We start from the raw sequence: 26,060 nt of genomic DNA on the forward strand, positions 1-26,060 counted from the left end.
TCTCCCCTTTTAGCGGCAAGCCGCTTCATCGACAAATGTCACAGCATTGTTCTCTAAAGATGCGATCCTTGCTAACGAATAGACATGATATCCTTTTTCATCAAGCTTTTTCCTGCCGTTTTGAAATGCCTTTTCTATCACAATGCCAATCCCTGCAACCTTGGCTCCGGATTGTTCAACTAAACGGCATAAACCTAAGGCTGCTTCGCCTTTTGCAAGAAAGTCATCAATAATCAGCACTCGATCTTCTTTTGATAGAAACTTTTTTGATAGATAAACTTCTTTTGTCTCCTGCTTTGTATATGAGGTAATTTCAGTTGTCAGCAAATCCTCTTTCAATGTCAGCGACTGCTTCTTCCGGGCAAATATCACTGGAACATCCAAGATTAACCCTGCCATGACAGCCGGCGCAATGCCTGATGATTCAATTGTGACAACCTTCGTTATGCCTGCTTCCTTAAATTTATCCGCAAAGGCCTGACCCATTTCTTTCATTAAATTTGGATCAATTTGATGATTTAAAAAACGGTCAACCTTTAATACATGACCATCCAGAACTTTGCCTTGTTCTTGAATTCGCTGCTTTAATAATTCCACTTAAGCTGCCTCCCATAACATATTTGCAAAACAAAAAGCCCAAGGAGCCTCTTACATTGAGTGAGACTGCTCCTTGGGCAATGTTTGTAAATAAAATAAAACAAACGGCGACAAAAGACCATTGTTATATCCCACTCGTAGTCAGATTATTTACGGTAATCTGGTAGAGACTTGCGGGCCATATTCCCGCGATTATACGAGGATTCATTTATGTCGTTTTTTGTTGTAATGTATTTGTATTATAACGCAATTTAAACAAAATGAACAAGATGTCAGATTAAGTTTAAATTTTCAGTTGATATATCTCTTTCATTCGCATGCCGTTTAAAAAAATGCTCTTAAGATATAACCGATGGGGTCTATCCTTCTTTTGTGGATAATACAGCAGCATCGGGACTTTCTAAGACTGCTATCTCACCTCTCGCACCATCCACTCGAATGAACTGTCCGCTCTTAATTTCCTTTGTCGCTTTGTCGACGCCGACAACTGCAGGAATCCCAAATTCACGCGCAACGACAGTGCCGTGAGTCATTAATCCGCCCACTTCCATAACAAGGCCTTTCGCTTGCTGGAATAGCGGCGTCCATCCCGGATCAGTAAAAGGGGCCACTAATATTTCATTTGGTTTAAGCGAGGCTCTGCTCGGGTCCAGTACAACCTTTGCGTATCCTTCGGCGACACCCGGCGAAACAGGGGTGCCGTAAAGCAATCCTTCAATCGCCTCAGGCTCTTCTTTTCTTGCGATAATCACTTCCCCTTCACTTGTTATAACCCGCGGCGGCGTTAGACGTTTGTAATGATTATAGTATGCCTTGCGAGAAGCAATCAACTGCCGTACGTCCTCACAGAGCTCTCCTTTCAGAAGCTCCTTCAATTCTTGAATCTTTAAGAAAAACACATCGTTTTTAGTTTGAAGAATGTCTTTTTCAACAAGAGTTTCAGCTTCTTTTAGAATCGCTCGCTTAAATAAATCTAGATGCTGTATAATAACAAATTTGTGATGCTCCCTTAATCCCATGAAATTTCGATATACGTCAATCACGTGCGACATTATTTTTACTTTAAAACTGCCGTCTTTAGTATGTCGCAAACTGGAAATAATGCGCTCTCGAGCCTCCTTCGCTTCAATTTCCCCTTCGAGAAAGCGCTTTCTATGTTCTCCAGGTTTCACGTTCTTTGTATGACCTAGGATTGAGGAAACGAGCATATAAGGATTCTCGTACCAACGCATACTTGCCAAATCAATTTCGCCCGGACAGCGCATTCCGTATAACTGTAAGAAACGGTCAAGTTCTTTTCGGAAGGCAGCTCCTCCCTTAACGGATTCTAACCCATCATAAAAAGAATCTTCTCTTGCGGTTTCTAAGTATTGAACCAATTCCGGGTAAGAACGCGCTGTATCAGCCAAATCGCCGATCATAAGCCCCATCTCTCCAGTGACATTATTCGGAAGAGATTTAAATAAACATTGGATATCTTCTGTATCTTCAAGCCATAGCTTTGCAAGCGTTTTAAGCAGATTGTCGGCTATCATGCCGGAAACCGCATAATGGATATCATGAGGCCCGAGGTTTTTCAACAGGTTTCGGCTCTCTTCTTCTATAGCCTCAATCCGATCAGGGCCATTTGTCTTTTCGAGCCTGCTTTGGCAATTGATAAGGCTTTTTTTCCTGAATGCTTCAACTTTATCGTTCGCTGTTTCACCATTTTCACCCTCGATCAAATCTTTGAGTATTTTAGTAGCCATGACCGGATGAGATATCATGGTTTGTTCCGGCTTCCCAACAGACCGGCTGTGGAATGCTTCACGCCGCATCACTTCTAATAATGATCGGCTCATTGATTCATCCATGCTTTTCAGGAACAGGGGAATCATAAATTGGCTTTGTTCGCTGTTAAGAACATTTGTATAATCAATAAATAATCTGCCGCCCGCTTCAACCAATCTGCTTGGATTATCGTTATGCTGCACAATAAGTTTCCAGAGCGATATGCCGGCCGGCGATATAGGATCGGTCATCATTTGCTGGTGTCCGAATGATAGAAATACGCGAAGATGATGATCCAGCGCTTCCGGAACTGGATAAAGCGTCGTTATCGGCCTTGTTTGAACAATATAAAATTGTCCGTTAATAAAGCACCATTCAATATCTTGTTCTCGTCCATAATGTTTTTCAATACTTTTGCCCAAATTCGCTAATTCTACAATTTTATCATCTGTTAGCGCTTGCTTTTTTCTTTCATTGAAAGGTATTTCTTTTGAAACAACGCCGCCATTTGACGATGGAACGATGGCGGTCTCTTTTTTCGATACTTGCTTTTTGACAATTTCACCGAAACGAACCTGATATAAATCCGGGGAGACAAGTCCCGAAACAATAGCCTCTCCTAACCCAAAACTGGCATCAATAGAAATCGTATGTCTATTCCCAGTAACAGGATCAGCGGTGAACATAACGCCTGAAATTTCAGGATTGATCATTTTTTGAACAACTACCGAAATTTTAACAGCCCGATGATCAAACCCATTTCTCATTCTGTATAGAATAGCCCGGTCTGAATAAAGTGAAGCCCAGCATTTTTTTACAGCCTCAAATAACTGTTCCTCCCCTTTAACATTCAAATAAGTATCCTGCTGACCCGCAAAAGAAACATCCGGCAAATCTTCAGCTGTTGCACTGGAACGAACAGCATAGGCATTTTCGCTCCCTAATTCTCTGCATGCCTTAGAAATATCTGAAGCAATATCACTGCGAATAGGCTTTAATTGGATTTGATCTCGAATTTGTTTTGCTGTTTCTTTAATTTTTTCCTTTGAATCATCATTGAATTGTTTGAGCTGTTCAATAAGTTCATTTATTTCTGGCGAATGATCGACAACCGTCTGATATGCAGCGGTCGTGATGCAAAAGCCCGGCGGTATTGGAAAGCCCGCCTTTGTCATTTCACCAAGATTTGCCCCTTTTCCTCCGGCATGCTGAATGAGTGATTTGTCAATTTCTTTAAAGTGCATCACGTATTGAACCAATAACTTCAACTCCCTTCATCCTTTTATATGTCACATAGACCCTCATCAATAACTCAAAACATGGATGTGACCACCTGTGCCTTGAACCCTGTCGCTAATGAACTATATGTTAAATAAGTAACAAATTGTTAATTATAATTTTATCAAGCGACAATTATCGTGTTCAATCATCATTTTCCATTATTTTGTCAATTAATGGACAAAATCTTTGGGAATGTTCATCATTTTACAAAACAGGAGATATTTACTATATGAGGAAAGCAGGATCTTAGAATCAGTCGGACGCAAAAAAATGATTGATAAATTCCAAGTTGCATTTATGAAAATTAAATGGATGATAAATGATATTTTTTAATTAATCATTAAATTTTTCCTGGCATTTTCAATCTACTAACTCCGAAGAAAATGAGAATAACAATTACTAAACCAAAATATTTTGATTAAAAAAAGTTTCCAATGATATAAAATAAGGCTAAGAATACCCAAATTGCACAATTATAATTAGCGATCTGCTATTTTATTATTACAACTATTATTTTTTCAGTAGGAGAAAAATAATGAAAAAATGGATTTTGAGTGTTTTTGCAATCATTTTAGTGTTAGGGATAGTATCGTTTTATTTTAATTCCGGTTTTAAAATGAGATCTGACTTTGAGAAGAGTATAAATCATATGATTCAAGAAAAGGATAAACAGGCTATTAGTCGTGTTACTCATGATAGAAAAACCTACGACTTTTTAATGAAGCTTCCAAAAGGAACTACTTGTAAAAAGTCATCAGATGCACAAGGAAGCGATGGTAAAACAGTTTATTTTGTAACAGATTTAGATAATAAAAACATAGGTCTATATATAAAAAAAGAAAACCGTTTTTTAAGTAATTTATTTCCTAAATGGGAAGTAGTAAGTATACGTCTATAAGTACAAATTTTCATAGATTTGCCCCCCTTTTTAATTGTATAATTTTGTTCTAATGTATTTATACCGAAAATTTACGCAAAATAAAGGGATGTGAGTAAATATTTTGATCAAATTAAAGAAAAAATTACCTTTAATAGGGACAATATTTATAGGCGTGATAACCTTAGTAAACATTTTTTTTAGAGGTGAAGTTTGGGCTAATGCCCTTAGCATAGTTCTATTTTTAGTGATATTGATTTTATTTTTGATTACAAAAAATACATCAGAGAATTAATCTTGTACATCACTAACCAATAAAATGTATCACATTGTTAATTATTGTTATGTTGTAAATCTATATCAGAATATTCGCGAGTAATTTACCGAGAAGAAATTAAATTGCCCAACCTCCTCTTAACCATATCTAAAGATTAGGTGCAGAAGCTATATTTTGAATTTCTTGTAATATCAATTATTGTAACTTTGACAATGGATACTAAATTTTTTTTGGTTATTTTCCTTTTTTGAAAGGCATTCACAGAAATAAACGCATTGAATCAAAAATAATCAAACCAATTTTCTTATACTCTTTAATTTCCTTAGGATCACCTCTATTTATAGAACGATTAATCACCATTCTCAACCACCAACATGTTATATAAAAGACCCCAATAAACGCTAATAAAGAAACAATAATAAAAACATTCAAAAAATTCCCCATAAAAATCCTCCAAATTTATAATCCTATTAATGCTCTTTTAACCAGATGAAAAAAGCTATTAATAATCATCATTATCAGTATGTAAAGGAGTATGCCCGATATCGGCCAAATTCGCCGATATCGGGCTAAGTTTTAAGTCGGGAAATAATGAGAGAATCGGGCTTATAATCAACAACAGCGATCTCGGAGGATTTCTCAGAGAAACCGGGGTGCCTTTTCTCACTATGGCTCAATCCCCGTTTAAGACACCTGGTCTCAAAGGAGGGATATTTATCTTACAATTCATCGAAACCATTTTCATCTGTAACTTTCGTATATTGCCTTGACTTTTGTTCAAAAAAGTCACTTTTTCCCATATTAACATCTTGATAAGCTTTAATCCATTTTAAAGGGTTCTTTGTCGGGGCTTCCGGGAATGGCTTTGTCTCAAATCCAAGCTTGCGGATTTGCAAATTAGCCATGAACTGAATGTAGTCTTCAAGGTCTGACATCAGAATGCCTTGAATGTCGTTTCCTATAATATATCTGCCCCAATTGATCTCTAACTCGGCTGCCTTTTGAAAGGTTTCAATCGCAAACTTTTCTAATTCTGGTGTATCATATTGCGGATTCTCTTTTAATGTCTCTTTAAATATCTCTGCAAATAATCTCACATGCTGGTGTTCATCGCGATTAATATAGTTAATCATCGTTGATGTGCCGACCATTTTTTGATTCCTTGCCAAGTTGTAGAAAAAGGCAAAGCCTGAATAAAAGTTAAGGCCTTCCAAGATCACATCGTAAACGATTGACTCTAAAAAGGTTTGCGTTGTCGGATTATCGACAAATTTTTGATAGCCGTTAACGATAAAGTCATTTCGCTCGCGCAGTACAGGATCATGCTTCCAATACTCAAAGATTTCATCCTGTTTTTGTTTTGTTGTCACACTGGATAATACATATGAATAGCTCTGATTATGAACAACTTCCTGAAAGCTCAGGACAGTCATTAACGCAGATAAACTTGAATCGGTTAAAAAATCGGCAATCCTATGGGAGTAGTCCGTTTGAATAGAATCCAAGAAAGCCAGCAGTCCGATAATTTTATTAAATGTATCGCGTTCCTTTTCGGTTAATTCATTTTTGTATTGTTTAATATCATTGGACATGTTGATTTCAAACGGCGTCCAGAAGTTAGCGAGCATTGTTTTATAAAGGCTGTACGCCCATTTAAATCTCGTATCATCCCAGTTAAGGACATTCGAACTTCTGCCGTTAATAATACCTGTCGACGCATTTGGCGCTTCCGGGTCGTATAATTTTCTTTTCATAAGTTCTGACATTGATTTTTCTCCCCTTTATATAAGCGGATAAACTGTTTAGCTTTCACATGATTCGCAGTCATCTATTTCAACCGAAGTTGATCTCGTATAATAGGTTGTTTTTAACCCTTGTTTCCAAGCTTCGAGATGCAAGTTTAATAGATCTTTAGCTTTAATGTTGTGCTTGACATAAATATTGAATGAAATGGATTGATCTATATGGCGCTGTCTTGCCGCATTTTGGCGAATGCTCCACAGCTGATCAATATGATAAGCAGACTTATAGTACCATGTGGTTTCCGGCGATAAATCTGGTGCTGTTACAGGAATTTTATAGTTTTTCTTTTCCTCGGAGTAAGCCTTTTGGAAAATAGGATCAATCGATGCCGTTGAGCCGGCGATAATTGCTGTTGATGAATTTGGTGCAACCGCCATAAGATAGCCGTTTCGAATGCCGTGCTCTTTAACTTTTTCCTTTAACATCTGCCAAGCATCGCCTTGATAGCGTCTATCTTCAAAGTAAGCGCCTGTCTCCCATTCAGACCCTGCAAACAGCGGGTAGCTGCCCTTTTCTATGGCTAAGTCAACGCTTGCCTTTATCGTCAAATAACTGATTCTCTCATAAATTTCATCCGCATATTGGACAGCCTCTTTACTTTCCCATGCAATGCCTTTTAATGCGAGCAGGTGGTGCCAGCCAAACGTGCCAAGACCAATTGCACGATATTTTTTATTGGTTATTGATGCTTGCTTAACCTCAATATTGTTAATATCAATAACATTATCCAGCATTCTCACCTGGATCGGAATTAACCTCTCAAGCACACCATCTTGGACAGCTTTGGCAAGTGATATTGAGGAGAGGTTGCACACAACAAAATCCCCGGGCTGCTTTGTAATTTTAATCGTTCCGTCGTCAACTTCCTCTTCAATAACGGTTGTAGCTGACATATTTTGCATAATCTCTGTACATAAATTGCTTGCGTAAATCATCCCGGCATGTTTATTAGTATTTAATCTATTCGCCGTATCGCGGTAAAACATATAAGGCGTTCCTGTTTCAAGCTGCGATTTCATGATTCGTTTAAAAATTTCAATGGCCGGGATTTTTTCCTTTGATAGTCTTGGATTATTGACGCAAGCCATATATTTTTCCCTGAAGCTGCCTTCGCCTTTTTTCTCATCATAATAGTCTTCCAGTGAAAAGCCCATGACCCGCTTCACTTCATGCGGATCAAATAAGTACCAATCGTCTCTCGCCTCAACCTTTTCCATAAATAAGTCCGGAATGCAGACGCCTGTGAATAAGTCATGTGTCCGGTAGCGTTCATCACCGTTATTTAATTTCGCATCAAGGAAATCAAGGATATCTTTATGCCAGCAGTCTAAATAAACGGCAATCGCTCCTTGTCTCTGTCCAAGCTGATCAACAGAGACAGCTGTGTTATTCAGCTGCTTCATCCATGGCAGCACGCCGGATGATACACCTTTGAAACCTTTTATATCTGAACCTCTTGAACGGATTTTCCCCATATAAACGCCGATGCCGCCGCCATTTTTTGATAATGTCGCTATGTCTGTATTTGAATCAAAAATGCCTCTCAAACTATCATCCACTGTATCAATAAAACAAGAACTCAGTTGGCCGTAAGATTTGCCGGCATTAGCAAGCGTAGGCGTCGCCACCGTCATATATAAGTTTGACAGCGCCCAATAGGCTTCTTTTACCAAGCTGAGCCGTTTCTCCGGAGCTTCTGGAATCATTAAAGTCATCGCAATAATCATGAACCGCTCCTGAGGAAGCTCGTAAAGCGTTCCGTCATAAGATTTAGCCAGATAGCGGTCGCTTAGCGTTCTTAAGCCGATGTAAGTAAAAAGGCAGTCTTTTTCAGGGTCAATAACCGACTCCAGCTCTTCAATTTCTGATTTTTTATATGTCTTAAGCAACGCTGGATCATAGATGCCCATGTCTGTTAAACATTTGATTAAATCATAGAAACAGCCATAACCTTTATGAATATCCGTCTTTCTCTTTAATGCCGCTTGCTTGTATAGATATTTCAGCCATACATAACCGGCCGTATAGCTCCAATTCGGTTCTTCTACCGATACATTCTCCAGAATATTTAATAAGAGATATTGAATACTCTCACTCTCGTCTTGTGTGTCAAGCTGCTCAAGCTGGTATTGAGTCCTTTCAATGATTCTATCAATTCCAGTTATATCAAATGATTTGAGATCATTAAAAAGGGCTGTTATCAAATCTGTTTGGGGAACCATAGTGGCCATGCTTTTTCCTCCTTCATTTTAGGAACAATTAAAAAAAGCCCATCCCCAGGGATGAGCTTAAAAACGACACAAAGGAGCAGCGGTGTTTACATGCATATGTATACCGTATAAAATATATTTTGTGACTCTGTGCCGCTTCTATTTCTCAGTCCCCGAAGAATAGAAACTACGAAAAAAGGCAGGTCTACTGACTGATGCTTCATCCTACTCTGAACCTTCCCGTATAGACGCCTTTCAGCAAATCTATGCAGTGGTCTTTTCATTTCGTCCGCATTCACAGTTGCGGGGACAGTTCTGGATTCTCACCAGATTCCCTATTAAGTCCTCGGACACCTTTTTTCGACGATATTCATTTTAAAATCAATATATTGATGTTCTTATATTAAGCTACCACAATATATCGTGTTGTGCAATAAAAAAGTTGTCGGATAACAAGGTTGAAAAAGTCAAGCCATTCTCATTGTTTAAACAAATAAAGGAGCGGCATTTTAACAGCTAAACCTTAAAGTGTGATTTGAAAAGGTTCAGTTATAGACGTCATCCCGGAACAAACAAAAAAGTACGGGTGTTTCCCGCACTCTTTTTTACTGCTGGTTTAATCGAGTTAATCACCTGAAACGACATCAGCCTGTATTCCTTAATCCTGCAGCAACGCCATTAATCGTCAGAAGCACTTCACGCAGCAGCTCATCTGCCTCTTCATTTTTATCTATTTTTTGCCGAAGTTCGGTTATAAGCTCAACTTGTAGGAAATTCAGCGGATCAACATATGGATTGCGCAGCTTCACAGACTCTTTAATATTTGGAATATGATCAAGCAGGTCTTTTTGCTTTGTAATTTTGAGCACCATTTCTTTTGTAATATGATATTCTTCCTTAATTTCATCAAAAATCCGTTTCCCGACAGCCTTATCTTTAACCATGTCGGCATATTCTTTGGCTGCAGGAAGGTCGGCCTTCGTTAAAGCCATTTGCAAATTGTCAATTGTTGAACGGAAAAATGGCCAGTTCTGGTACATGTGCTGCAATAAGTTTAAGCTGCCTTCCTGTTGTGCAAAACGGTATAGGCCTGTTCCCGCCGCAAACCAAGCCGGAAGCAGCTGACGGCTTTGCGTCCAGGCAAACACCCATGGGATGGCCCGCAAATCTTCAAACCGAGCGCTTCCTTTCCGGCTCATTGGCCTTGATCCAATATTAAGCGCTCCTAACTCAAGCAAAGGGGTAGCTTGTCTGAAATACGTTAAGAAGTCAGTGTCTTTAAATACAAGCGATTGATACTTCTCCAATGAAAAAGCCGAAATTTCATCCATTGCCCTTTCCCATTCAATCGAGCGCGACTGATTCCGTTCCGCTTCATGAGATACATGAGCGATCGCCGTTAATAATGCTGTCGTCGCTTGTTCCAAGCTTCGATAGGCAATATCAGAAAGCAAATACCGGGCTGAAAGAACTTCTCCTTGTTCTGTCATTTTAACGCCATCGCCCAATGTTTCAAAAGGCTGTGACAGCAGACTGCGATTAAGCGGACCGCCGCCTCGGCCAAGCGAACCGCCCCGGCCATGGAAAAACTTTAGGCGAATATCATATTTTTTCGCCATATTATGAATTTCCTGCTGAGCTTTATAGAGTTTCCAATTTGCTGTTAACGTTCCGCCGTCCTTACTGCTGTCCGAATAGCCCAGCATAATTTCTTGGGAATCGCGCCGGGCAGATAAATGCTGGCGGTATACATCCGTTTCAAACAGCTGTTTCATTATTTTCGGGCCAGATATTAAGTCATCGATCGTTTCCAAGAGCGGTGCAATATCTAGCCTGCTGACTGTTCTGCCATCCGGATAAACGCGATACAATCCAGCTTCCTTCGCTAACACAAGCACCTCTAATAAATCGCTGGCAGATTGCGTCATGCTGATTAAGTAAACTTGAATCGCCTGCTCGCCAAATTCCTCTTGTGCTTTTCGTATCATTCGAAAGACATCGATCATTTCCTGTGTTTCCGGTGAATAGCGGTCATAGATTGAAATAAGCGGCCGGGGATCTTGCAGCACTTGGGTTAATAGATTGACTTTTTCCTCTTCGGTTAATGCTTTGTAATCCGAAACGATATTCACTGAGCGGAAAATTTCCGCAACCGCTTCTTCATGTTCGCCGCTGTGATTACGTATATCAAGCGATGCAAGATGAAACCCGAACAATTCCACTTGACGTATTAATTTTTGCAATAGATTGAAAGAATAGCCATGATGATGATGGCGCTCTATGCTCTTTTGAATCATATATAAGTCATCCAGCAGCTCATCAGGCGACTGATATCCAGCCTCTGTCTTGCCAACTTGCGATAACCTTTCGAGCATAATCTTCACTTTGCAGCGGTAGATTTCATCTTCATTCCGCCATTTTTGCTTATTTTCAAGCAAGCTGATATCTTTCTTGATTGAAGCCTTCAATTCGTCGGTTACTTGCACTCTTTTTGTTGAATGGCTTAACCTGTCCTTTAGCTCTTCAAGCGACTGTTGATATTTGCTTAAAGCTAACTTGCGGTGGCGCTCCAAAGTTTTCCATGTTGTTTGTGCAGTAACATTTGGATTGCCGTCACGGTCGCCGCCGATCCATGAACCAAAGCGGAGAAAGCTTGGCACCCGCCATTTTTGCTTATATTTTTCAAATAGCAATTCCTCTAAATCTTGATGGATTTGCGGCAGAACATCAAACAAAGTTTCATCAAAATAATATAGTCCGTTAGACACTTCATTCATAACTGTCAGTTTCTTATCTCTTAATTCATTTGTTTGCCATAAAGCGGTAATCTCAGTAAATAACCGGTCTTGCAGGCTCTTTTTTTCACGTTTTGTACACGGCTTGTCCAATGCCATCAGCAATTCAGCAATGCGTTCATGAATTTGCAGGACAGTCCGTCTGGTTGCTTCTGTAGGGTGTGCCGTAATGATAAGTTCAAGAGATAATGTCTGCAAAAGGTCATTAACCTCATCGGATGTAATGTGATTTTCTATTAAAGTCTCGACCCCTTTTTCTAGAGAACCGGGTTGAATCACGGCATCTTCTCGCTGCTGGTATTCACGCCGGCGGCGAATACGATGGTTTTGTTCAGCAATATTAACAAGATGCAAATAAATCGCGAAAAAACGAATCACATTTTGCCTGAACGGTGGCTTTAAATTTGTTATTTCTTCTTTTAATCGTTTATAAGCAGACGGATGATGATCTTCTCGCAGCAGTTTAGCTGACTCCCTGATTTTTCTTATTTTATTTAATAATGTTTCACCGCCTTCATAAAGAATGATCTTATCCAGCCATTGTTCGAGAAACTCAATGTCTTTCTTCAGCCGATATTGGCTGCTGGCTGGTTCCGTTTTTACTAATGATTTTACTGTCATATGCCTTCGCGCCTTTCTTAGAAGTATTTTTTAGATACACCCCTTCTATTCATCAGCCAAATCATTTAGAAGAGGTGTATTTTTTGTTAAAAGGATATCAATTAACCTATCATTTAAAATGATTTAAACCTTTCTTGATAAATAAGCATCAACTTCCTCGGCCGCTTTTCTTCCTTCTTGAATAGCCCAAACAATCAAACTCTGCCCTTTTCGTGCGTCTCCGGCAGCAAACACACCTTGTAAAGCCGTTTCGAAACGATTCTTTTTTGTTTTTATGCATTGATTGTTATTTTCAACATTGAGGTTTTCAAAGACATCATCTTCCGCGCCTTCAAACCCGGCAGCTATGAGAACAAGGTCAGCCGCCCATGTTTGTTTTTCTTCATGATTCTCACGAAGCTGTTTATTCCCTTTTTCATCAAAATAAGATTCAAAAGCGACAGTTTCCAGCGCCTTTACTTGACCGCCGCCATCTCCAATAAATCTCTTCGTAGAAACGTGATATTCGCGCGGATCTTTTCCAAAGACAGCTGCGGCTTCCTTATAAGCATATTCCATTTTAAATACTTGGGGATATTCCGGCCACGGATTATCAGCGGTCCGTTCATTGGGCAAACGGCCGTGCTTGCCAAATTGAACAACGCTTTGGCACCCTTGTCTTAATGCCGTCGCAACACAATCCGCACCAGTATCTCCGCCGCCAATAACAATGACTTTCTTCCCTTTAGCCGATATTTCAGGATGTGTGCTCTCGGGGTTTAATAAATGCTTTGTGCTGGCCGTTAAGTAAGTCATCGCCGGATATATCCCTTTCAGCTCCCTCCCCTCAATCAGCAGTTCACGATGTTTAGCCGCCCCTGTGCAAAGGAGGACTGCATCATACTGCTTACGGAGTTCCGCCATCGTGATGTCTTTTCCAATATTAGTGTTGGTTATAAATGCAATGCCTTCCTTTTTCAATAATTCGACTCTTCTGCCAACAACCTGTTTGTCAATTTTCATATTTGGAATGCCGTACATTAATAACCCGCCTATACGATCTTCTCTCTCATACACGGTGACATCGTGGCCGGCTTGGTTCAATTGGTCAGCGCCGGCAAGACCGGCGGGTCCGGAACCGACGACCGCAACGCGGAAGCCGGTTCGCTTTTTTGGTGTTCTTACGTTGACCCAACCCTTGTCAAAAGCCTTATCAATAATCGCCTGCTCTATCGATTTGATGGCTACCGGCGATGAAACCAATCCGGCCGTGCATGAACCTTCACAGGGAGCCGGACAAGCTCTTCCAGTAAATTCAGGAAAATTATTTGTCTTTGCCAAACGTTGATAAGCTTCATACCACTTTCCTTGATAGACAAGCTCGTTCCATTCAGGTATTAAATTGTAAAGGGGGCAGCCCGTTGTCGCACGATTGAGATCCATTCCTATTTGACAAAACGGGATTCCGCAGTCCATGCATCGGGAACTTTGCGACTTAAGATCAGAATCTGAAAGGTTTTGCTGATATTCATTCCAATTTTTCAGTCTTTCCCGCGGATGAGCTTCTTTTGGCTCTGTTCGTTTGATATCTATAAATGCGGTTTTCACCATTTACACCCCTCCTATACCAGTTCACGAGCCGTATCTATTTGATCATCTAAAGACTTGCCGTCCCTTTTCCAGTTAAAGGCTTCTAATTTGGCGTCTTGTTCACTCAGACCTTGAGATTTAAAATAACCAATCAGTTTCTGCATATCTTGATATTCACGAGGAACGACTTTTATGAATGATGATCTGGCTTGATGCCAATTGTCTATGATTCGTTTTGCTTTTGGACTGCCGGTTAATTGGGCATGCTGATGAATCATTGTAAAAATTTTCATAGATTCATCTTCATCTTGTATTCTTTGTATATCTACCAGGTCAAAGTTAATATGATGGCCGGCTCTGTTATCAGATAAAATATATGCTGTTCCCCCCGACATACCAGCAGCAAAGTTCTTCCCTATATCACCGAGAATAACGACGCAGCCGCCCGTCATATATTCACAGCCGTGATCGCCAATGCCTTCTACAACCGCATGAACGCCGCTGTTGCGAACACAAAACCGCTGCCCGGCCTTTCCTCTTATATAAGCAGAACCTGATGTTGCACCGTAAAATGCGACGTTTCCAATAATCGCCTGATCGTCAGCGCCATGTTCCGCCGGGCGGACAATGAGTTTGCCTCCTGATAAGCCTTTACCAACGTAATCATTGGCGTCTCCTATTAAGGTCATTGAAATCCCTTTAGGTAAAAATGAACCAAAGCTTTGGCCGGCCGCCCCTCTTAATGTAAGCAGCAATGAATCTTCAGGCATCCCGCTTTCACCATAGCGTTTCGTCAATAAATGTCCAAGTGTCGTTCCTGCCGTTCTATCGGTATTTTTAATATTAAAAGCAAATTGTCCTTGGCGATGCTGATTAATTAAAGGCTCACATGCAGGGATGAGTGTCCGGAAATCAAAGGATTGTTCAAACTTGTGATCCTGCTGTTTCGTACAATAGGTAGGCCTGTCAGAACGATGCTGGCACAGCAGTTTTGAAAGGTCGAGATGCCGGGCTTTCCAATGTTCTGCCACACTTTCTTTTACCTTTAGCAAATGATTCTTGCCTACAATTTCCTTAAGGGAACGATAACCGCAAGCGGCTAAGATCCTTCTAATGTCCTCAGCAATAAACCGCATATAATTAACGATATGGTCAGGGCTGCCCATAAATTTTTCCCTTAGCTTTGGGTTTTGCGTCGCAATGCCCACCGGACATGTATCCAAATGGCAAGCCCTCATCATCAAACATCCTAATACAACGAGAGGCGCTGTTGAAAAACCATACTCTTCTGCACCGAGGCATGCCGCTATAACAACGTCCTTTCCGGTCATTAGCTTGCCGTCGGTTTCTAAAACAACCCGATCGCGAAGCCCATTTAACATTAAGGTTTGATGCGTTTCAGCTAAGCCAATTTCCCATGGTATGCCCGCATGCTTTAGACTTGTTTTCGGAGAGGCGCCTGTGCCGCCGTCATGACCGCTGATCAATATCACATCGGCCATTCCTTTCGCCACACCGGCTGCGATTGTTCCTACACCGGCTTTTGCCGCCAATTTAACGCTGATTCTCGCCGAAGGATTCACACGCTTAAGGTCGTAAATTAATTGGGCCAAATCTTCAATCGAATAAATATCGTGATGAGGCGGAGGCGATATTAATCCGACCCCAGGCGTCGAACCTCTTACTTCGGCTATCCAAGGATATACCTTGTGACCCGGCAATTGACCGCCTTCACCCGGCTTAGCCCCTTGAGCCATCTTAATCTGAATTTCTTCGGCTTGAGAAAGGTAATGGCTTGTTACCCCGAAGCGTCCTGAAGCTACTTGCTTAATAGCACTTCGGCGCCAATCACCGTTCTTATCACGGGAAAATCTTTCAGCTTCCTCTCCGCCTTCACCGCTGTTGCTTTTGCCGCCGATACGATTCATAGCAACAGCTAGTGCTTCATGGGCTTCCTTGCTGATTGAACCATATGACATGGCCCCGGTTTTAAACCGCCGCATAATGCTTTCAGTTGATTCTACTTCTTCAATAGGCACAGGTTTCCGATCGCTGCTAATATTAAACATGCTGCGAATGGTAGAAAAAGGCTCTTGTTCCTTCAATTCCGTAAATTTCTGATAAAGTGTTTCATTATTTTCCCGTGCCGCCCGCTGCAAAATATGAATCATTTGAGGATTAAATTGGTGGTATTCCCCTTCTTTTCGCCATTGCAGTTCACTGCCTGAATCTAAGGTTTTGTCATGGGACATTCGATCTCGGCAAGCTTTTTGGTGGCGAATAAGTGTTTCTTTCGCAATCTCTTCGAGCGTTATGCCGTCAATCTGTGAATGTGTTCCCGTAAAATATCGATCAAGGACATCATTGGAGATACCGACAGCTTCAAAAGTTTGCGCGCCCCGGTAACTTTGGATGGTTGAGATGCCTATTTTGGACATCACCTTAACAACACCGCTGACAAGCGCTTCAATATAATGATCAATCGCTTCTGATATGGAAAGATCCAGATGCCCTTGCTTGACTAATCCCGCAATGCTCTCATAAGCAAGATAAGGGTGAACAGCATCTGCACCATAGCCTAACAGCATAGCCATATGGTGGACATCCCTTGGCTCGCCCGAATCAATAATCAGACTGACTTGCGTCCTCGTTCCTTTTCTAATTAAATGCTGATGCAGGGCGGATACAGCCAATAGGGCCGGAACGGGCGCATTATTCTCATCGACGCTGCGATCGGAGAGAACAATCAGCGAACTGCCGTTTTCAATCGCTTGATCCGCTTCTTTAAAAAGTTTTTCAAGCGTATCTTCCAATCTCTTTTCAATAGAAAAAGATATATTCAAAGTCCACGGAGATGAAGAAAACTGCTGTACATTATAGAACATTGATGGCGTTAGAAAAGGATGCTTTAATTGTATGAATCGGTCTTGGGCACCGCTCCATTTTCCTCTTGAACCTAACCATGTTAATGTTGAAGTCACACAATCCTCTCTGATCGAATCAATGGGCGGATTGGTGACTTGAGCAAACGTTTGTTTAAAATAGTAATATAATAGTTGGGGCCTATTGGAAAGAACAGCCAAAGGTGTATCAATCCCCATTGAACCGGCGGGATCCTTCCCCTCTTCTGCCATTGGCTTTATCGTTTTCATTAATTCTTCATAATGGTAGCCATAGATTTTTTGAAGGAAAATAAGTTCCTCTTCTTCAGGCGCTTGAATCATAGATGGTGCCTCATTTAAGTGAATGACTGATTTCTTAAGCCGTTCACTGTACGGTTCTTTTCTGGCAATCGCTTCTTTAATTTCAGAATCAGAAACGATGCGCCCTTTATCTAAATCGATAAACAGCATCTGTCCAGGCATTAGGTGGCATTTTTCTTTTATATTTGCTTCTTCAACATCAACAACGCCAACTTCAGAAGAGAAAATCATTCGGTCATCATGAGTGACATAATATCTTCCCGGTCTTAATCCGTTGCGGTCCAGAACAGCGCCAATTTGCCGCCCGTTTGTAAAGGCTAAGGCCATCGGTCCATCCCATGCTTCCATGAAAAGGCTGTTAAATTCATAGAAAGCCCGCTTATCTTTATCCATAGCGTAGTCTTTCTCCCACGGCTCAGGAACCATCATCATGACAGCTTCGGGAAGAGAATACCCGCTCAATATCAGGAATTCCAGGACATTATCAAACATCGCGGAGTCACTGCCTTCTTCATTTATGACAGGCTTTAAGTCATCCTTGTCATCTTTGAAAGATGTTTCAAGCAGCTGTTCTTCCCTCGCTTTAAACCAATTGGCGTTTCCTTTAATTGTATTAATTTCACCGTTATGCACAATATAGCGGTTGGGATGAGCTCTTTCCCAGCTTGGAAATGTGTTTGTGCTGAAACGCGAATGAACAAGCGCCAAACTTGATTTAAATTGCGAATGACTTAAATCCTTATAAAAAACGGCTATTTGCTTGGGCGTGAGCATACCTTTATATACAATCGTTTGACTTGAAAGGCTTGCGATATAAAGATCAGAAGAAAACTGCCGTTCCAGACGTCTTCTGATCACATACAAGCGCTTTTCAAACGCTAATGTTGTCTGATTGGGCCCTTTTTGAATAAAAACTTGTTGAATCAACGGCTGAATAGACCTGGCCTGTTCACCGATGCTCTCAGGTTTAACTGGAACTGTCCGCCAGCCAAGAATGGTTAATTGATGAGCAGCGGTTTCCTTTTCCAATACTTTCCGCACTTGTGCTTGTTTTTCTTTATCTTGGGGCAAAAATAACATCCCCACTGCATAATCCCCTTGATCAGGCAAAGAAAATGAACATGCTTCTTTGAAAAAAACATGCGGGATTTGCAATAGAATCCCCGCACCATCACCGGTTTCGCCATCCGCACTTCGTCCGGCCCGATGATCCAGCCTGCATAACATGTCTAAAGCGGTTGAAACGATCTCATGAGAGGCACGGTCCTTCATATCGGCATAAAAGCCGATCCCGCATGCGTCATGCTCATATTCCGGGCGATAAAGCCCCGCTGTGCTGATATTCATATGTGCGTTCAATTGCATCATCCTCTCCATTAACAAACCGGTCTATCTGAAAATTTCGGTATATTCAGTTTACATGAAGGCAATTAATCTTTACAATATATATATAAGAACATAATAATCTCAAATTGAGATTGATAGGAATTGAAGGTCATGGAATTAAGACAATTAATATACTTTAAGGAAGTTGCTAAACTTGAACATGTGAGCCAAGCAGCTGAGTCGCTCCATGTCGCTCAATCTGCTGTCAGCAGACAAATTTCTTTATTAGAAAAAGAATTGGGCGTTGATTTATTTACGAGGGAAAACAGAAGTGTAAGGCTTACTCGAATCGGACGTCTGTTCTTAGAACATACAGAAAAGATTATTGTAGAACTAGAACATGCGAAACAAAAAGTCGAAGAGTACTTAAATCCTGATAAAGGGACCATCCGCCTTGGTTTTTCAACAACACTCTCCATTCACACTTTGCCGATGGTTATGACGCAATTTCGTTCTGAGCATCCAAACATCAATTTCCAATTGCATCAAGGCACGATGGACTATTTAATTAAATTGATTGAGCGCGGAGATATTGATATTGCTCTGGCGTCACCTGTTCCGACAAACCATGAAAATATAGAGGGAAAGGTTTTTTTCACTGAAAAAATGTCCGCACTTTTACCTAAAAACCATCAGTTCGCCGATAACAATCACTTAAGGCTGATTGACCTGCGGGCTGAGCGGTTTGTCACTTTCCGCAGCGGTTTCTCTCTGCGCGATATTGTGATTAAGGCTTGCAAACAGACAGGCTTCACACCAGAAATAGCCTTTGAAGGAGAAGATATGGATACTATTAAGGGGTTAGTTTCCGCAGGGTTAGGCATTGCCATTATCCCCGAGCATGCTATGGCTTACGACACTCCAGACATGGTCACTGTCCCTATAGTTGAACCTGAGATTACAAGGTCGGTCGGTGCAATGATTCCAAAACATAGAGAGCTTGCTCCCTCAGAGCATCTGTTCTTTCAGTTTTCGAAGAACTTTTACGACCGGCTGTACAGATTTGGACAACAAAGCGACTTCTAGAGCAGCTTACGCTATTGATATCAAAATAGTGTTGTCTCATGAGACAACACTATTTTGACTTTTTAGGCCTTCTCATCCATTTTCGATTTTCGTTTTTATTTTCTGGAAAACGTTCACCTGCCGCTAATTCAACAACTTGCGGATCTTTCACCATGCTGCCTGTTTCGCCGATTTCCATATAAATCCCATGGTTAGGCGCCTTTTCCCCAGGATGAAAATAATTTTGCTGTCCCATTTTCTTACCTCCTTCACTTTTTTAATGTTCCCAAAAACGCTCATTACATCATTTAAACGATGAAAATTTTTAATGTGTATGCGAATAAAAGATATAAACCACATTAAAATATATAAAATAAAATCACACATGGACTCTCAAAGCGTACATGTGTGAAAATCCAAAAGGCGGAATATTAATGGGATTTCCATTAAAAATTAAAAACCCATGAAAATATATTCACGGGTTTTTGATGGCTATTCTTCCATTTGCATTTGTCTTTTGCGCGCGGCCTCATTCACCTGTTCATCGGCATGGTATGATGACCGAACAAGAGGCCCTGCTTCACAGTGTCTAAACCCTTTTTCAAGAGCAATTTCCTTAAGTTCCGCAAATTCATCAGGATGGTAATATCTCACAACTTCTAAATGTTTTTTCGTAGGCTGCAAATATTGGCCAATCGTCATAATATCGACATCATGGGCAAGAAGGTCATCCATCGCTTGGATAATCTCTTCCTTTTCTTCGCCTAATCCAACCATAATGCTCGATTTTGTCGGCGTATTCGGGCTGATTTCTTTTACCCGTTTTAACAGTTGCAGCGAACGGTCATAAGTAGCCCTGGCCCGGACCCGTTTTGTCAGGCGGCGGACAGTTTCAATATTATGGTTAAAAATATCCGGCTTAGCATCCATAAGCGTATGCAGGCTTTCATAATCGCCTTTCATATCAGAAGGAAGAACTTCCACTGTACAGAATGGCACGCGGCGGCGAATAGCACGAATTGTTTCCGCAAACACCGCAGCACCGCCGTCTTTTAAATCATCTCTCGCAACAGCTGTGACAACGACATGGCGAAGTCCCATTAATTCTACTGACTCCGCTACTCTTTCCGGTTCTTGCCAATCAAGCTCTGTCGGCATGCCTGTTTTAACGGCACAAAAACGGCAGCCGCGCGTACAAACATCGCCCAAAATCATAAAAGTCGCCGTTTTGCGGGAAGCCCAGCACTCATGAATATTTGGACATTTTGCTTCTTCGCAGACCGTATGTAATCGTTTCTCGCGCATCATTTTTTTAAGTCCGGTGTATTCTTTATTCGTGTTAAGCTTAATTTTTAACCATTCAGGTTTCCTAAGGTGTTCTTGTTGTTTGGCCATTCAATAACACTCCCTTGTTATCGCGAATAGTTCCATTTTTGGCTTAAATACTTATTTTCAGCAATATCATGGACTATTGCAAGTTGCTCATTATTTAAAGTGCAGGGTTCAAATTCAATATCCAAACCTTTTTTAAAGCCGTCATAAAAAGCTTCCTTCACTTCATCCAGACTAACCTTCCGTCCAGCACAGTCATTGATTGATACCGCTTTATTAATAAAGCTTTGCAATGCACGCTGTTTGACGCGGTCACTAGGATAGATAAAGCAATCAAAAAGGGCTTCAACATCCATACTGATCGGGATTGACCCGTGTTGGAGGATGACTCCTTTTTGACGGGTTTGAGCGCTTCCAGCCGCTTTTTTTCCATCGACAATCAATTCGTACCATGAAGCTTCATCAAAACAAACCGCTGAACCTGTCATGCCAAGTTTGCCTTCAGGAATAGAAAATTCAGCTTTGATGCCAAGTTTCTTATAGCCTTCAAGCAAGCCTTTAGATATCACACGATAAGCTTGAGAGACAGACTTAGGCATCATATCATGATTTTCACTGACAATGACACTATACGTCAATTCATTATCATGAAGCACTGCCCGTCCGCCAGTCGGCCTTCTGACTAATTCATATCCATGTTTTTCGACAGCTTCATAGTCAATTTTCCCTTTAGTCTTTTGAAAATAACCAACCGAAAAACCCGGAGGATCCCATCCGTAAAATCTAACAGCCGGAGGAATAAGTCCTTGGCTATGCCAATCCAGCAATGCTTCATCCAATGCCATATTAAATGCCGGCGTATTGATTCCTGAATCAATAAACAGCCATTTTTCCATGATATTTCATCCCTTTTTATCTAATACAAAATTCCCAATTTTGTCTTAAGGATATGTTCAATCAAGACCGGTCGCATGACCGGGCTTTTTTAAACATCTATTTAAATTCCATATTATCATAACAACAAAGGCTTCAAGTTGTAAACCATACTTTAGCACTCAGGATTTCAATTGACGAGAAAAAATAGGTTTAATGAATGTGCATATACATGGCGCGTGCGAATAACAGCGTGCGCCAGTCTATTAAAATTTAATGTAAATATATGAATATATCAACCTATACGTCATTGAAAATACGCCATATATATATAACATATCAAATTTCAAGGGGGATTAATAATGAGCTTTGAGCATGGAAGCGGACATGAACACACTTCCGGTCATCATAAAAGGCAAAATATCTGGGTAGACGTAGATACTGACAATGAAAATCTAAACGAAAATGACATAAAAGATAAAAACAACAACACGGCCAAAGTCGTAAAAAGCGGCAACTCCTATGTTGATATTCGCATCAATAACCGTGCCGTTTCAGCGGCAGAAGACGTTGAAGAGCACGAAAGACGCAGTCATAAACATCGCCGAAGAACAAGCGGCAAAAAGCGCACTTGCGGCAAAAGACGCACCAGCGGCCGCAAAAGCCATCGTCACACCGGCTTCGATTTTTAAGAGAAGAGACCGTACTTTTTTTCAGGGTATTAGCCTAGGCTAATATCCTGAACCTACTAAAAAAGGAGGCACACTATGAATTTTCATGAACCGTTAAATGAATTAGATGAGATAAAAGAAGATCATAAGTCTACAAATCAAGCACTAGTGACTAAAAGCGGAAACTCGGATGTCGACGTTACAGTTATCGTAGATACAACAGCAATAGCTTATGCTATGGCTTGCATGATGAACGCAAATGGTACATTAAACGAAGATGAATTTAATCATATGCTGGGTAAACTTAATAGACTTTTAGGAAAAAACCGTTCAACTCATGATGAGGAAGATGATGCCCATCATCATTCCAGAGCAAGCAAGCCTTGGATAAGACCAGTAAGAACCTTTTAAATCTTTGAATCCCCTCTTAGCCGCGGTTAAATAGAGGGGACTTTATTTTTTTCCGGCGCAGCTAAAAGCTTAAACATGCCGATTCTTATTGCGGCGGCCCGTTACATATTTTAGTCCAAAGTGATCGATTCATATGACTATTGCAATAAAAATAATTTGACATATTAGAATACTTAAGTTAACCTAAAAAAGAATTTTATAGGAAGTCCACTAGGGGTGCCATTAGGCTGAGATAAGGTTTTCCTTGATCCCTTTGAACCTGATCTGGTTAATGCCAGCGTAGGAAAGTGGAGTTGGTTAATAGCTTATTTTGCATGGGCTTTATCTAAAAAATACAGTTGACCGCTCCATAACATGGGGCGGTTTTTTTGCAGTCTAGAGTATTTCCTTCGTGGCTTCCTTGAAAAATAAAGGAGGAAAATCAATGACCTTTACTGTAGAATTGCGAAAAGAGGCCGATCCAATTTTTGAAGCAATATTTAATCATCCTTTTGTTCAAGGCATTGCGAAAGGACATCTAGAGAAAGAACAGCTCATCCATTATGTCAAGCAGGACTTCGAGTACTTAAATGCCTTTATGAAAGTCTATGGGTTGGCGATTAGCAGATGCGATACACGCGACGATATTAGTCTATTTAATCGCCAAATCTCTTTCGTACTTAACAGTGAAATTCATCCTCATCATAACTTTTGCCAAGCGGCCGGCGTTCATTATGATGATCTGCAATACGAACCGTTAGCGCCGACTGCCAATCATTATATTAACCATATGTTGTCTGCAGCCGCTACAGGCTCGCTTGGGGAAATTATCGCTGCCCTTCTTCCTTGTCCATGGACCTACTGGGAAATAGGCAAGAAATTAATCAAAGAGATTAATCCAGACCAAAGCCATCCTTTCTATGACTGGATAACCTTCTATGGAAGAGACATCGAAGGAGAATCATTAACCGAAGTGTTATGCGAGCGTCTCGATCGCTGGGCGGCTGATGCCAGCGAAGATGAGAAGCAGAAAGCGAAAAGCCACTTTATTAAAAGCTGCCAATTAGAATATGGTTTCTGGGATATGGCTTATAAACTAGAAAAATGGCCGGTCGATTTGGTCACTGTCTAAATAGACTAGAATCAATAAAATGACGAATAAGGCTGAAATTTCGCACACTTAGGCTTCATTATAAGAGATCAGCCCGGCGTTTTCAATGCAATTATTTGATGCGGGGATAGTTTCTTGCCGACAAAATAGGCAGGAACTTGCCCGCTTTCTATTTGGCCGGTTATAGCAGTGATTTCCCTTGCTTTAGGATAATATATCAAAAAATCAGCTATTTTATGAGAATGTTAGTCCAACCCTATCCCCTTCCGATGACATAAAGTGTAATAAACAGTTGAAGGGAGTTTTAAATATGTCAAAAAGTAAACATTCTCATAACAGCCATGCGCCTGCACCTTATATAAATCCGCATCGCCCTTGTGTCGAATTAAATTTATCATCCAGCCTTTCAGAGACTACCAACACGCCAGTTACACCTACTATAACAACTGGAACACCTTATGTTAAAGTGCCTGTTGTTCTCGCAGAAACTACCGTACACATTGATATGGATTCAACCATTAACTTTCCTGATCCCGTTCTCGAAATCAAAGATATTAAAAAGAATTTGAAGGTTACCCAATGCCGTCTGTTATTGCCAACCAATAGACTGTTTATCCGGGGTTTCGTAAGGAAAACAATCCTATATACGACGCCTTGCAAGGGTTCGCGCAATTGTCTGTCTTCTGAGATTCGATCTCTAACCGTCGATGTGCCGTTTTCTACTGTAACACCAATTACATTTATTAATAGACCTGTGTTCAATGCAGGTACAGCGACCACTGAATTCGATTATTTTACTTCTTCTAGCTTGCCATGGGGCTGTGAAGACGACAAACTATTATCCGGAGATTTTTGCAAATTCAACCAAGTATCAACAGAAACTTTCAATGAACCAACGTTTTGCGAATTGATTTCCAGCCGATTTGTAGAATTAGATGAAGCTATCGGACGTAAAATGGGATGTGTTACAAATGAATGCGGAGAAGACATTGAAGCGCCTTTTGAAGAAGGAACATTTAAATCAATCGAAGAAAAAATGGTCGTTGAACTTACCCTGAAAGTTCTTCAAAAACAGCAAATAAGGGTATCAAGCAACTCTAGCAGCGGCGACTGTGACGAATAACAGGAAATAAAAAAATGCCTAAAACCTTGGAGAATATCTTCAAGGTTTTAGTTTTTTCGATTAGACTTTTCGATTAGACGCCAGACTCTTCAGCCCCGCTTAAAAATAGTCACCGGATAAGTCCCTACTACATACGCTGGCAATGACTCGTGAATGGAGGGAGACCTATGGATAAAGAGCAGCCTTTTTCTAAATTTCCCGCGATGAAAATTGCTAAAATTAACCTTGAAACGGATGATTGCGAAAGCGAAGCAGAGAATGCGGATAACCTGAAATTATGTCCCCTTAAGCTAAACACAAGCCATTTATCTGAAACCGCCGCTTCAATATTTATTCTTATTGCCAACCCTGAATTGCAATTAAATATAGACACGCCGCATTCTTTAAAACATTTGGCCGACCATATCACCGATATAAGCTGGCGTTTGGAAAAATTGCACTGCGACATGCCCGCACAATCCAATCACCTTTTTTCTAAAGGCACATTATCAGCCGATATCGAATATGTTCCAAAGGGTCATGATAGCGTCCTAAGCGAAAGGGCTTATGTTCCTTTTCAAGCTGCCGCGCATGTTCACTTGCTTAATCCGCCGCATTTTTCCCCGCAAAACCAATCTAGAGAATATACTTTCGAATCTAAAAGCAGCGATAAACAGTATAAAAATCGTGAACAAATCATATACGGTCCGTCGGTTCCATTGACTTACCGGCATCATTGGACCCGCATTGTATCGACAGAGACTTGCAGCGACGGCGAAACCACTGGCATTCAATTTCAGCTAAATGTAACCATATCAGTTCTGATTTTTCAACAGCAATTAGTTGATATTACATAGGCAGCCAAAGTATAAAAAAGAGCGTTCTGAAAACCTGTTCAGCATTGAACGCTCTTTTAGCGATTTGATATAGAAATTAACGATGTGAACCTTTCATTTTTCTTTGTTTATAAAAAGACTCCAGTTGTTCTATCGTATATTCATAAAGCTGCTTACCATTAATTTTAAAAATACCTTCATTCAATAACCTTTGAATATAAGTATCTTTTTGGTTGGAATTGGCGGATTTTTCCTTCATATCATCCCCTCCCAACAAGTTGATACCCCATCTCAAACGTTCTTAAACCCCAAAATAACAAAAATATCGTTAAAAAAATCCCATTCAAGCGG

Annotated in this window: 19 protein-coding genes and 3 riboswitches; of the genes, 7 read left to right on the top strand and 12 right to left on the bottom strand. The window is 40.6% G+C overall.

All coding sequences use genetic code 11. The annotated features are described in order from the left end of the window. Positions 1–9: 9 nt before the first annotated feature. Entirely contained in the window at positions 10–597 is a 588-nt protein-coding gene (locus JOD45_RS06315; RefSeq protein WP_205003031.1) for a xanthine phosphoribosyltransferase, read from the bottom strand. 118 nt (positions 598–715) lie between these two features. Next, a riboswitch (purine riboswitch) is annotated at positions 716–817 on the bottom strand. A 139-nt stretch (positions 818–956) separates the two neighbouring features. After that, the gene (locus JOD45_RS06320; RefSeq protein WP_239549117.1) at positions 957–3,635 is read right to left on the bottom strand and encodes a phosphoenolpyruvate synthase; all 2,679 of its coding nucleotides are present in this window, start codon (positions 3,633–3,635) and stop codon (positions 957–959) included. A gap of 548 nt (positions 3,636–4,183) precedes the next feature. On the opposite strand from JOD45_RS06320, the gene JOD45_RS06325 reads away from it, so the two are divergent. Then, complete coding sequence (locus JOD45_RS06325; protein ID WP_205003032.1) at positions 4,184–4,546, top strand: zinc ribbon domain-containing protein; 363 nt, start codon at positions 4,184–4,186, stop codon at positions 4,544–4,546. 514 nt (positions 4,547–5,060) lie between these two features. Here JOD45_RS06325 and JOD45_RS06330 read toward each other — a convergent pair. The 6 genes from JOD45_RS06330 to gltB all read right to left on the bottom strand — a co-directional run bounded on the left by JOD45_RS06330 (position 5,061) and on the right by gltB (position 18,350). Then, a complete protein-coding gene (locus tag JOD45_RS06330; RefSeq protein ID WP_205003033.1) occupies positions 5,061–5,246 on the bottom strand; it encodes a hypothetical protein in 186 nt (61 codons plus the stop codon). A 275-nt stretch (positions 5,247–5,521) separates the two neighbouring features. Then, a complete protein-coding gene (locus JOD45_RS06335; protein WP_205003034.1) occupies positions 5,522–6,568 on the bottom strand; it encodes a ribonucleotide-diphosphate reductase subunit beta in 1,047 nt (348 codons plus the stop codon). 36 nt (positions 6,569–6,604) lie between these two features. Then, the gene (locus JOD45_RS06340) at positions 6,605–8,836 is read right to left on the bottom strand and encodes a ribonucleoside-diphosphate reductase subunit alpha (protein ID WP_205003035.1); all 2,232 of its coding nucleotides are present in this window, start codon (positions 8,834–8,836) and stop codon (positions 6,605–6,607) included. A gap of 160 nt (positions 8,837–8,996) precedes the next feature. Then, a riboswitch (cobalamin riboswitch) is annotated at positions 8,997–9,188 on the bottom strand. A gap of 271 nt (positions 9,189–9,459) precedes the next feature. Continuing rightward, the gene (gene ppc, locus JOD45_RS06345; protein WP_205003036.1) at positions 9,460–12,231 is read right to left on the bottom strand and encodes a phosphoenolpyruvate carboxylase; all 2,772 of its coding nucleotides are present in this window, start codon (positions 12,229–12,231) and stop codon (positions 9,460–9,462) included. Between the two features lie 123 nt (positions 12,232–12,354). Further along, positions 12,355–13,821, bottom strand: coding sequence for a glutamate synthase subunit beta (locus tag JOD45_RS06350; RefSeq protein ID WP_205003037.1), 1,467 nt, complete (start codon positions 13,819–13,821; stop codon positions 12,355–12,357). 11 nt (positions 13,822–13,832) lie between these two features. Further along, positions 13,833–18,350 carry a glutamate synthase large subunit gene (gene gltB / locus JOD45_RS06355; protein ID WP_205003131.1) on the bottom strand — a complete coding sequence of 1,506 codons (4,518 nt, stop codon included), beginning with the start codon at positions 18,348–18,350 and terminating at the stop codon, positions 13,833–13,835. 150 nt (positions 18,351–18,500) lie between these two features. On the opposite strand from gltB, the gene gltC reads away from it, so the two are divergent. Then, positions 18,501–19,415 carry a glutamate biosynthesis transcriptional regulator GltC gene (gene gltC, locus JOD45_RS06360; protein WP_205003038.1) on the top strand — a complete coding sequence of 305 codons (915 nt, stop codon included), beginning with the start codon at positions 18,501–18,503 and terminating at the stop codon, positions 19,413–19,415. Between the two features lie 49 nt (positions 19,416–19,464). Here gltC and JOD45_RS06365 read toward each other — a convergent pair whose 3' ends face one another. The 3 genes from JOD45_RS06365 to JOD45_RS06375 form a co-directional block, all read right to left on the bottom strand. After that, entirely contained in the window at positions 19,465–19,650 is a 186-nt protein-coding gene (locus JOD45_RS06365; RefSeq protein ID WP_205003039.1) for a YjzC family protein, read from the bottom strand. A 236-nt stretch (positions 19,651–19,886) separates the two neighbouring features. After that, the gene (gene lipA, locus JOD45_RS06370) at positions 19,887–20,789 is read right to left on the bottom strand and encodes a lipoyl synthase (RefSeq protein WP_205003040.1); all 903 of its coding nucleotides are present in this window, start codon (positions 20,787–20,789) and stop codon (positions 19,887–19,889) included. A gap of 17 nt (positions 20,790–20,806) precedes the next feature. After that, positions 20,807–21,622 carry a lipoate--protein ligase family protein gene (locus tag JOD45_RS06375; protein WP_205003041.1) on the bottom strand — a complete coding sequence of 272 codons (816 nt, stop codon included), beginning with the start codon at positions 21,620–21,622 and terminating at the stop codon, positions 20,807–20,809. A gap of 339 nt (positions 21,623–21,961) precedes the next feature. On the opposite strand from JOD45_RS06375, the gene JOD45_RS06380 reads away from it, so the two are divergent. The 5 genes from JOD45_RS06380 (at position 21,962) to JOD45_RS06400 (ending at position 25,730) form a co-directional block, all read left to right on the top strand. Continuing rightward, positions 21,962–22,291, top strand: a complete 330-nt coding sequence (locus tag JOD45_RS06380) for a hypothetical protein (protein ID WP_205003042.1) — start codon at positions 21,962–21,964, stop codon at positions 22,289–22,291. 75 nt (positions 22,292–22,366) lie between these two features. Next, the gene (locus JOD45_RS06385; protein ID WP_205003043.1) at positions 22,367–22,681 is read left to right on the top strand and encodes a hypothetical protein; all 315 of its coding nucleotides are present in this window, start codon (positions 22,367–22,369) and stop codon (positions 22,679–22,681) included. A 202-nt stretch (positions 22,682–22,883) separates the two neighbouring features. Further along, positions 22,884–22,984: riboswitch (TPP riboswitch) on the top strand. Positions 22,985–23,105: 121 nt separating this feature from the next. After that, complete coding sequence (gene tenA / locus JOD45_RS06390) at positions 23,106–23,792, top strand: thiaminase II (RefSeq protein WP_205003044.1); 687 nt, start codon at positions 23,106–23,108, stop codon at positions 23,790–23,792. A gap of 289 nt (positions 23,793–24,081) precedes the next feature. Next, positions 24,082–24,894 carry a CsxC family protein gene (locus JOD45_RS06395; RefSeq protein ID WP_205003045.1) on the top strand — a complete coding sequence of 271 codons (813 nt, stop codon included), beginning with the start codon at positions 24,082–24,084 and terminating at the stop codon, positions 24,892–24,894. Positions 24,895–25,061: 167 nt separating this feature from the next. Then, positions 25,062–25,730, top strand: a complete 669-nt coding sequence (locus JOD45_RS06400; RefSeq protein ID WP_205003046.1) for a hypothetical protein — start codon at positions 25,062–25,064, stop codon at positions 25,728–25,730. A gap of 76 nt (positions 25,731–25,806) precedes the next feature. On the opposite strand, the gene JOD45_RS06405 is transcribed toward JOD45_RS06400, so the two are convergent. Next, on the bottom strand, positions 25,807–25,968 hold the full coding sequence (locus JOD45_RS06405) for a Fur-regulated basic protein FbpA (RefSeq protein WP_205003047.1): 162 nt from the start codon (positions 25,966–25,968) through the stop codon (positions 25,807–25,809). Between the last annotated feature and the right edge of the window lie 92 nt (positions 25,969–26,060).

Origin of the sequence: Scopulibacillus daqui (assembly GCF_016908855.1) — a bacterium.
GTDB lineage: Bacteria > Bacillota > Bacilli > Bacillales > Sporolactobacillaceae > Scopulibacillus_A > Scopulibacillus_A daqui.

Excerpts from the sequence above, each read along its gene's own strand:
- JOD45_RS06395 (WP_205003045.1), top strand. The coding sequence starts at position 24,082 with ATGTCAAAAAGTAAACATTCTCATAACAGCCATGCGCCTGCACCTTAT.
- JOD45_RS06405 (WP_205003047.1), bottom strand. The coding sequence starts at position 25,968 with ATGAAGGAAAAATCCGCCAATTCCAACCAAAAAGATACTTATATTCAA.
- JOD45_RS06400 (WP_205003046.1), top strand. The coding sequence starts at position 25,062 with ATGGATAAAGAGCAGCCTTTTTCTAAATTTCCCGCGATGAAAATTGCT.
- gltB (WP_205003131.1), bottom strand. The coding sequence starts at position 18,350 with ATGAATATCAGCACAGCGGGGCTTTATCGCCCGGAATATGAGCATGAC.
- lipA (WP_205003040.1), bottom strand. The coding sequence starts at position 20,789 with ATGGCCAAACAACAAGAACACCTTAGGAAACCTGAATGGTTAAAAATT.
- JOD45_RS06330 (WP_205003033.1), bottom strand. The coding sequence starts at position 5,246 with ATGGGGAATTTTTTGAATGTTTTTATTATTGTTTCTTTATTAGCGTTT.
- JOD45_RS06350 (WP_205003037.1), bottom strand. The coding sequence starts at position 13,821 with ATGGTGAAAACCGCATTTATAGATATCAAACGAACAGAGCCAAAAGAA.
- ppc (WP_205003036.1), bottom strand. The coding sequence starts at position 12,231 with ATGACAGTAAAATCATTAGTAAAAACGGAACCAGCCAGCAGCCAATAT.
- JOD45_RS06380 (WP_205003042.1), top strand. The coding sequence starts at position 21,962 with ATGAGCTTTGAGCATGGAAGCGGACATGAACACACTTCCGGTCATCAT.
- JOD45_RS06325 (WP_205003032.1), top strand. The coding sequence starts at position 4,184 with ATGAAAAAATGGATTTTGAGTGTTTTTGCAATCATTTTAGTGTTAGGG.
- tenA (WP_205003044.1), top strand. The coding sequence starts at position 23,106 with ATGACCTTTACTGTAGAATTGCGAAAAGAGGCCGATCCAATTTTTGAA.
- JOD45_RS06365 (WP_205003039.1), bottom strand. The coding sequence starts at position 19,650 with ATGGGACAGCAAAATTATTTTCATCCTGGGGAAAAGGCGCCTAACCAT.
- JOD45_RS06335 (WP_205003034.1), bottom strand. The coding sequence starts at position 6,568 with ATGTCAGAACTTATGAAAAGAAAATTATACGACCCGGAAGCGCCAAAT.
- JOD45_RS06375 (WP_205003041.1), bottom strand. The coding sequence starts at position 21,622 with ATGGAAAAATGGCTGTTTATTGATTCAGGAATCAATACGCCGGCATTT.
- JOD45_RS06340 (WP_205003035.1), bottom strand. The coding sequence starts at position 8,836 with ATGGCCACTATGGTTCCCCAAACAGATTTGATAACAGCCCTTTTTAAT.
- JOD45_RS06385 (WP_205003043.1), top strand. The coding sequence starts at position 22,367 with ATGAATTTTCATGAACCGTTAAATGAATTAGATGAGATAAAAGAAGAT.
- gltC (WP_205003038.1), top strand. The coding sequence starts at position 18,501 with ATGGAATTAAGACAATTAATATACTTTAAGGAAGTTGCTAAACTTGAA.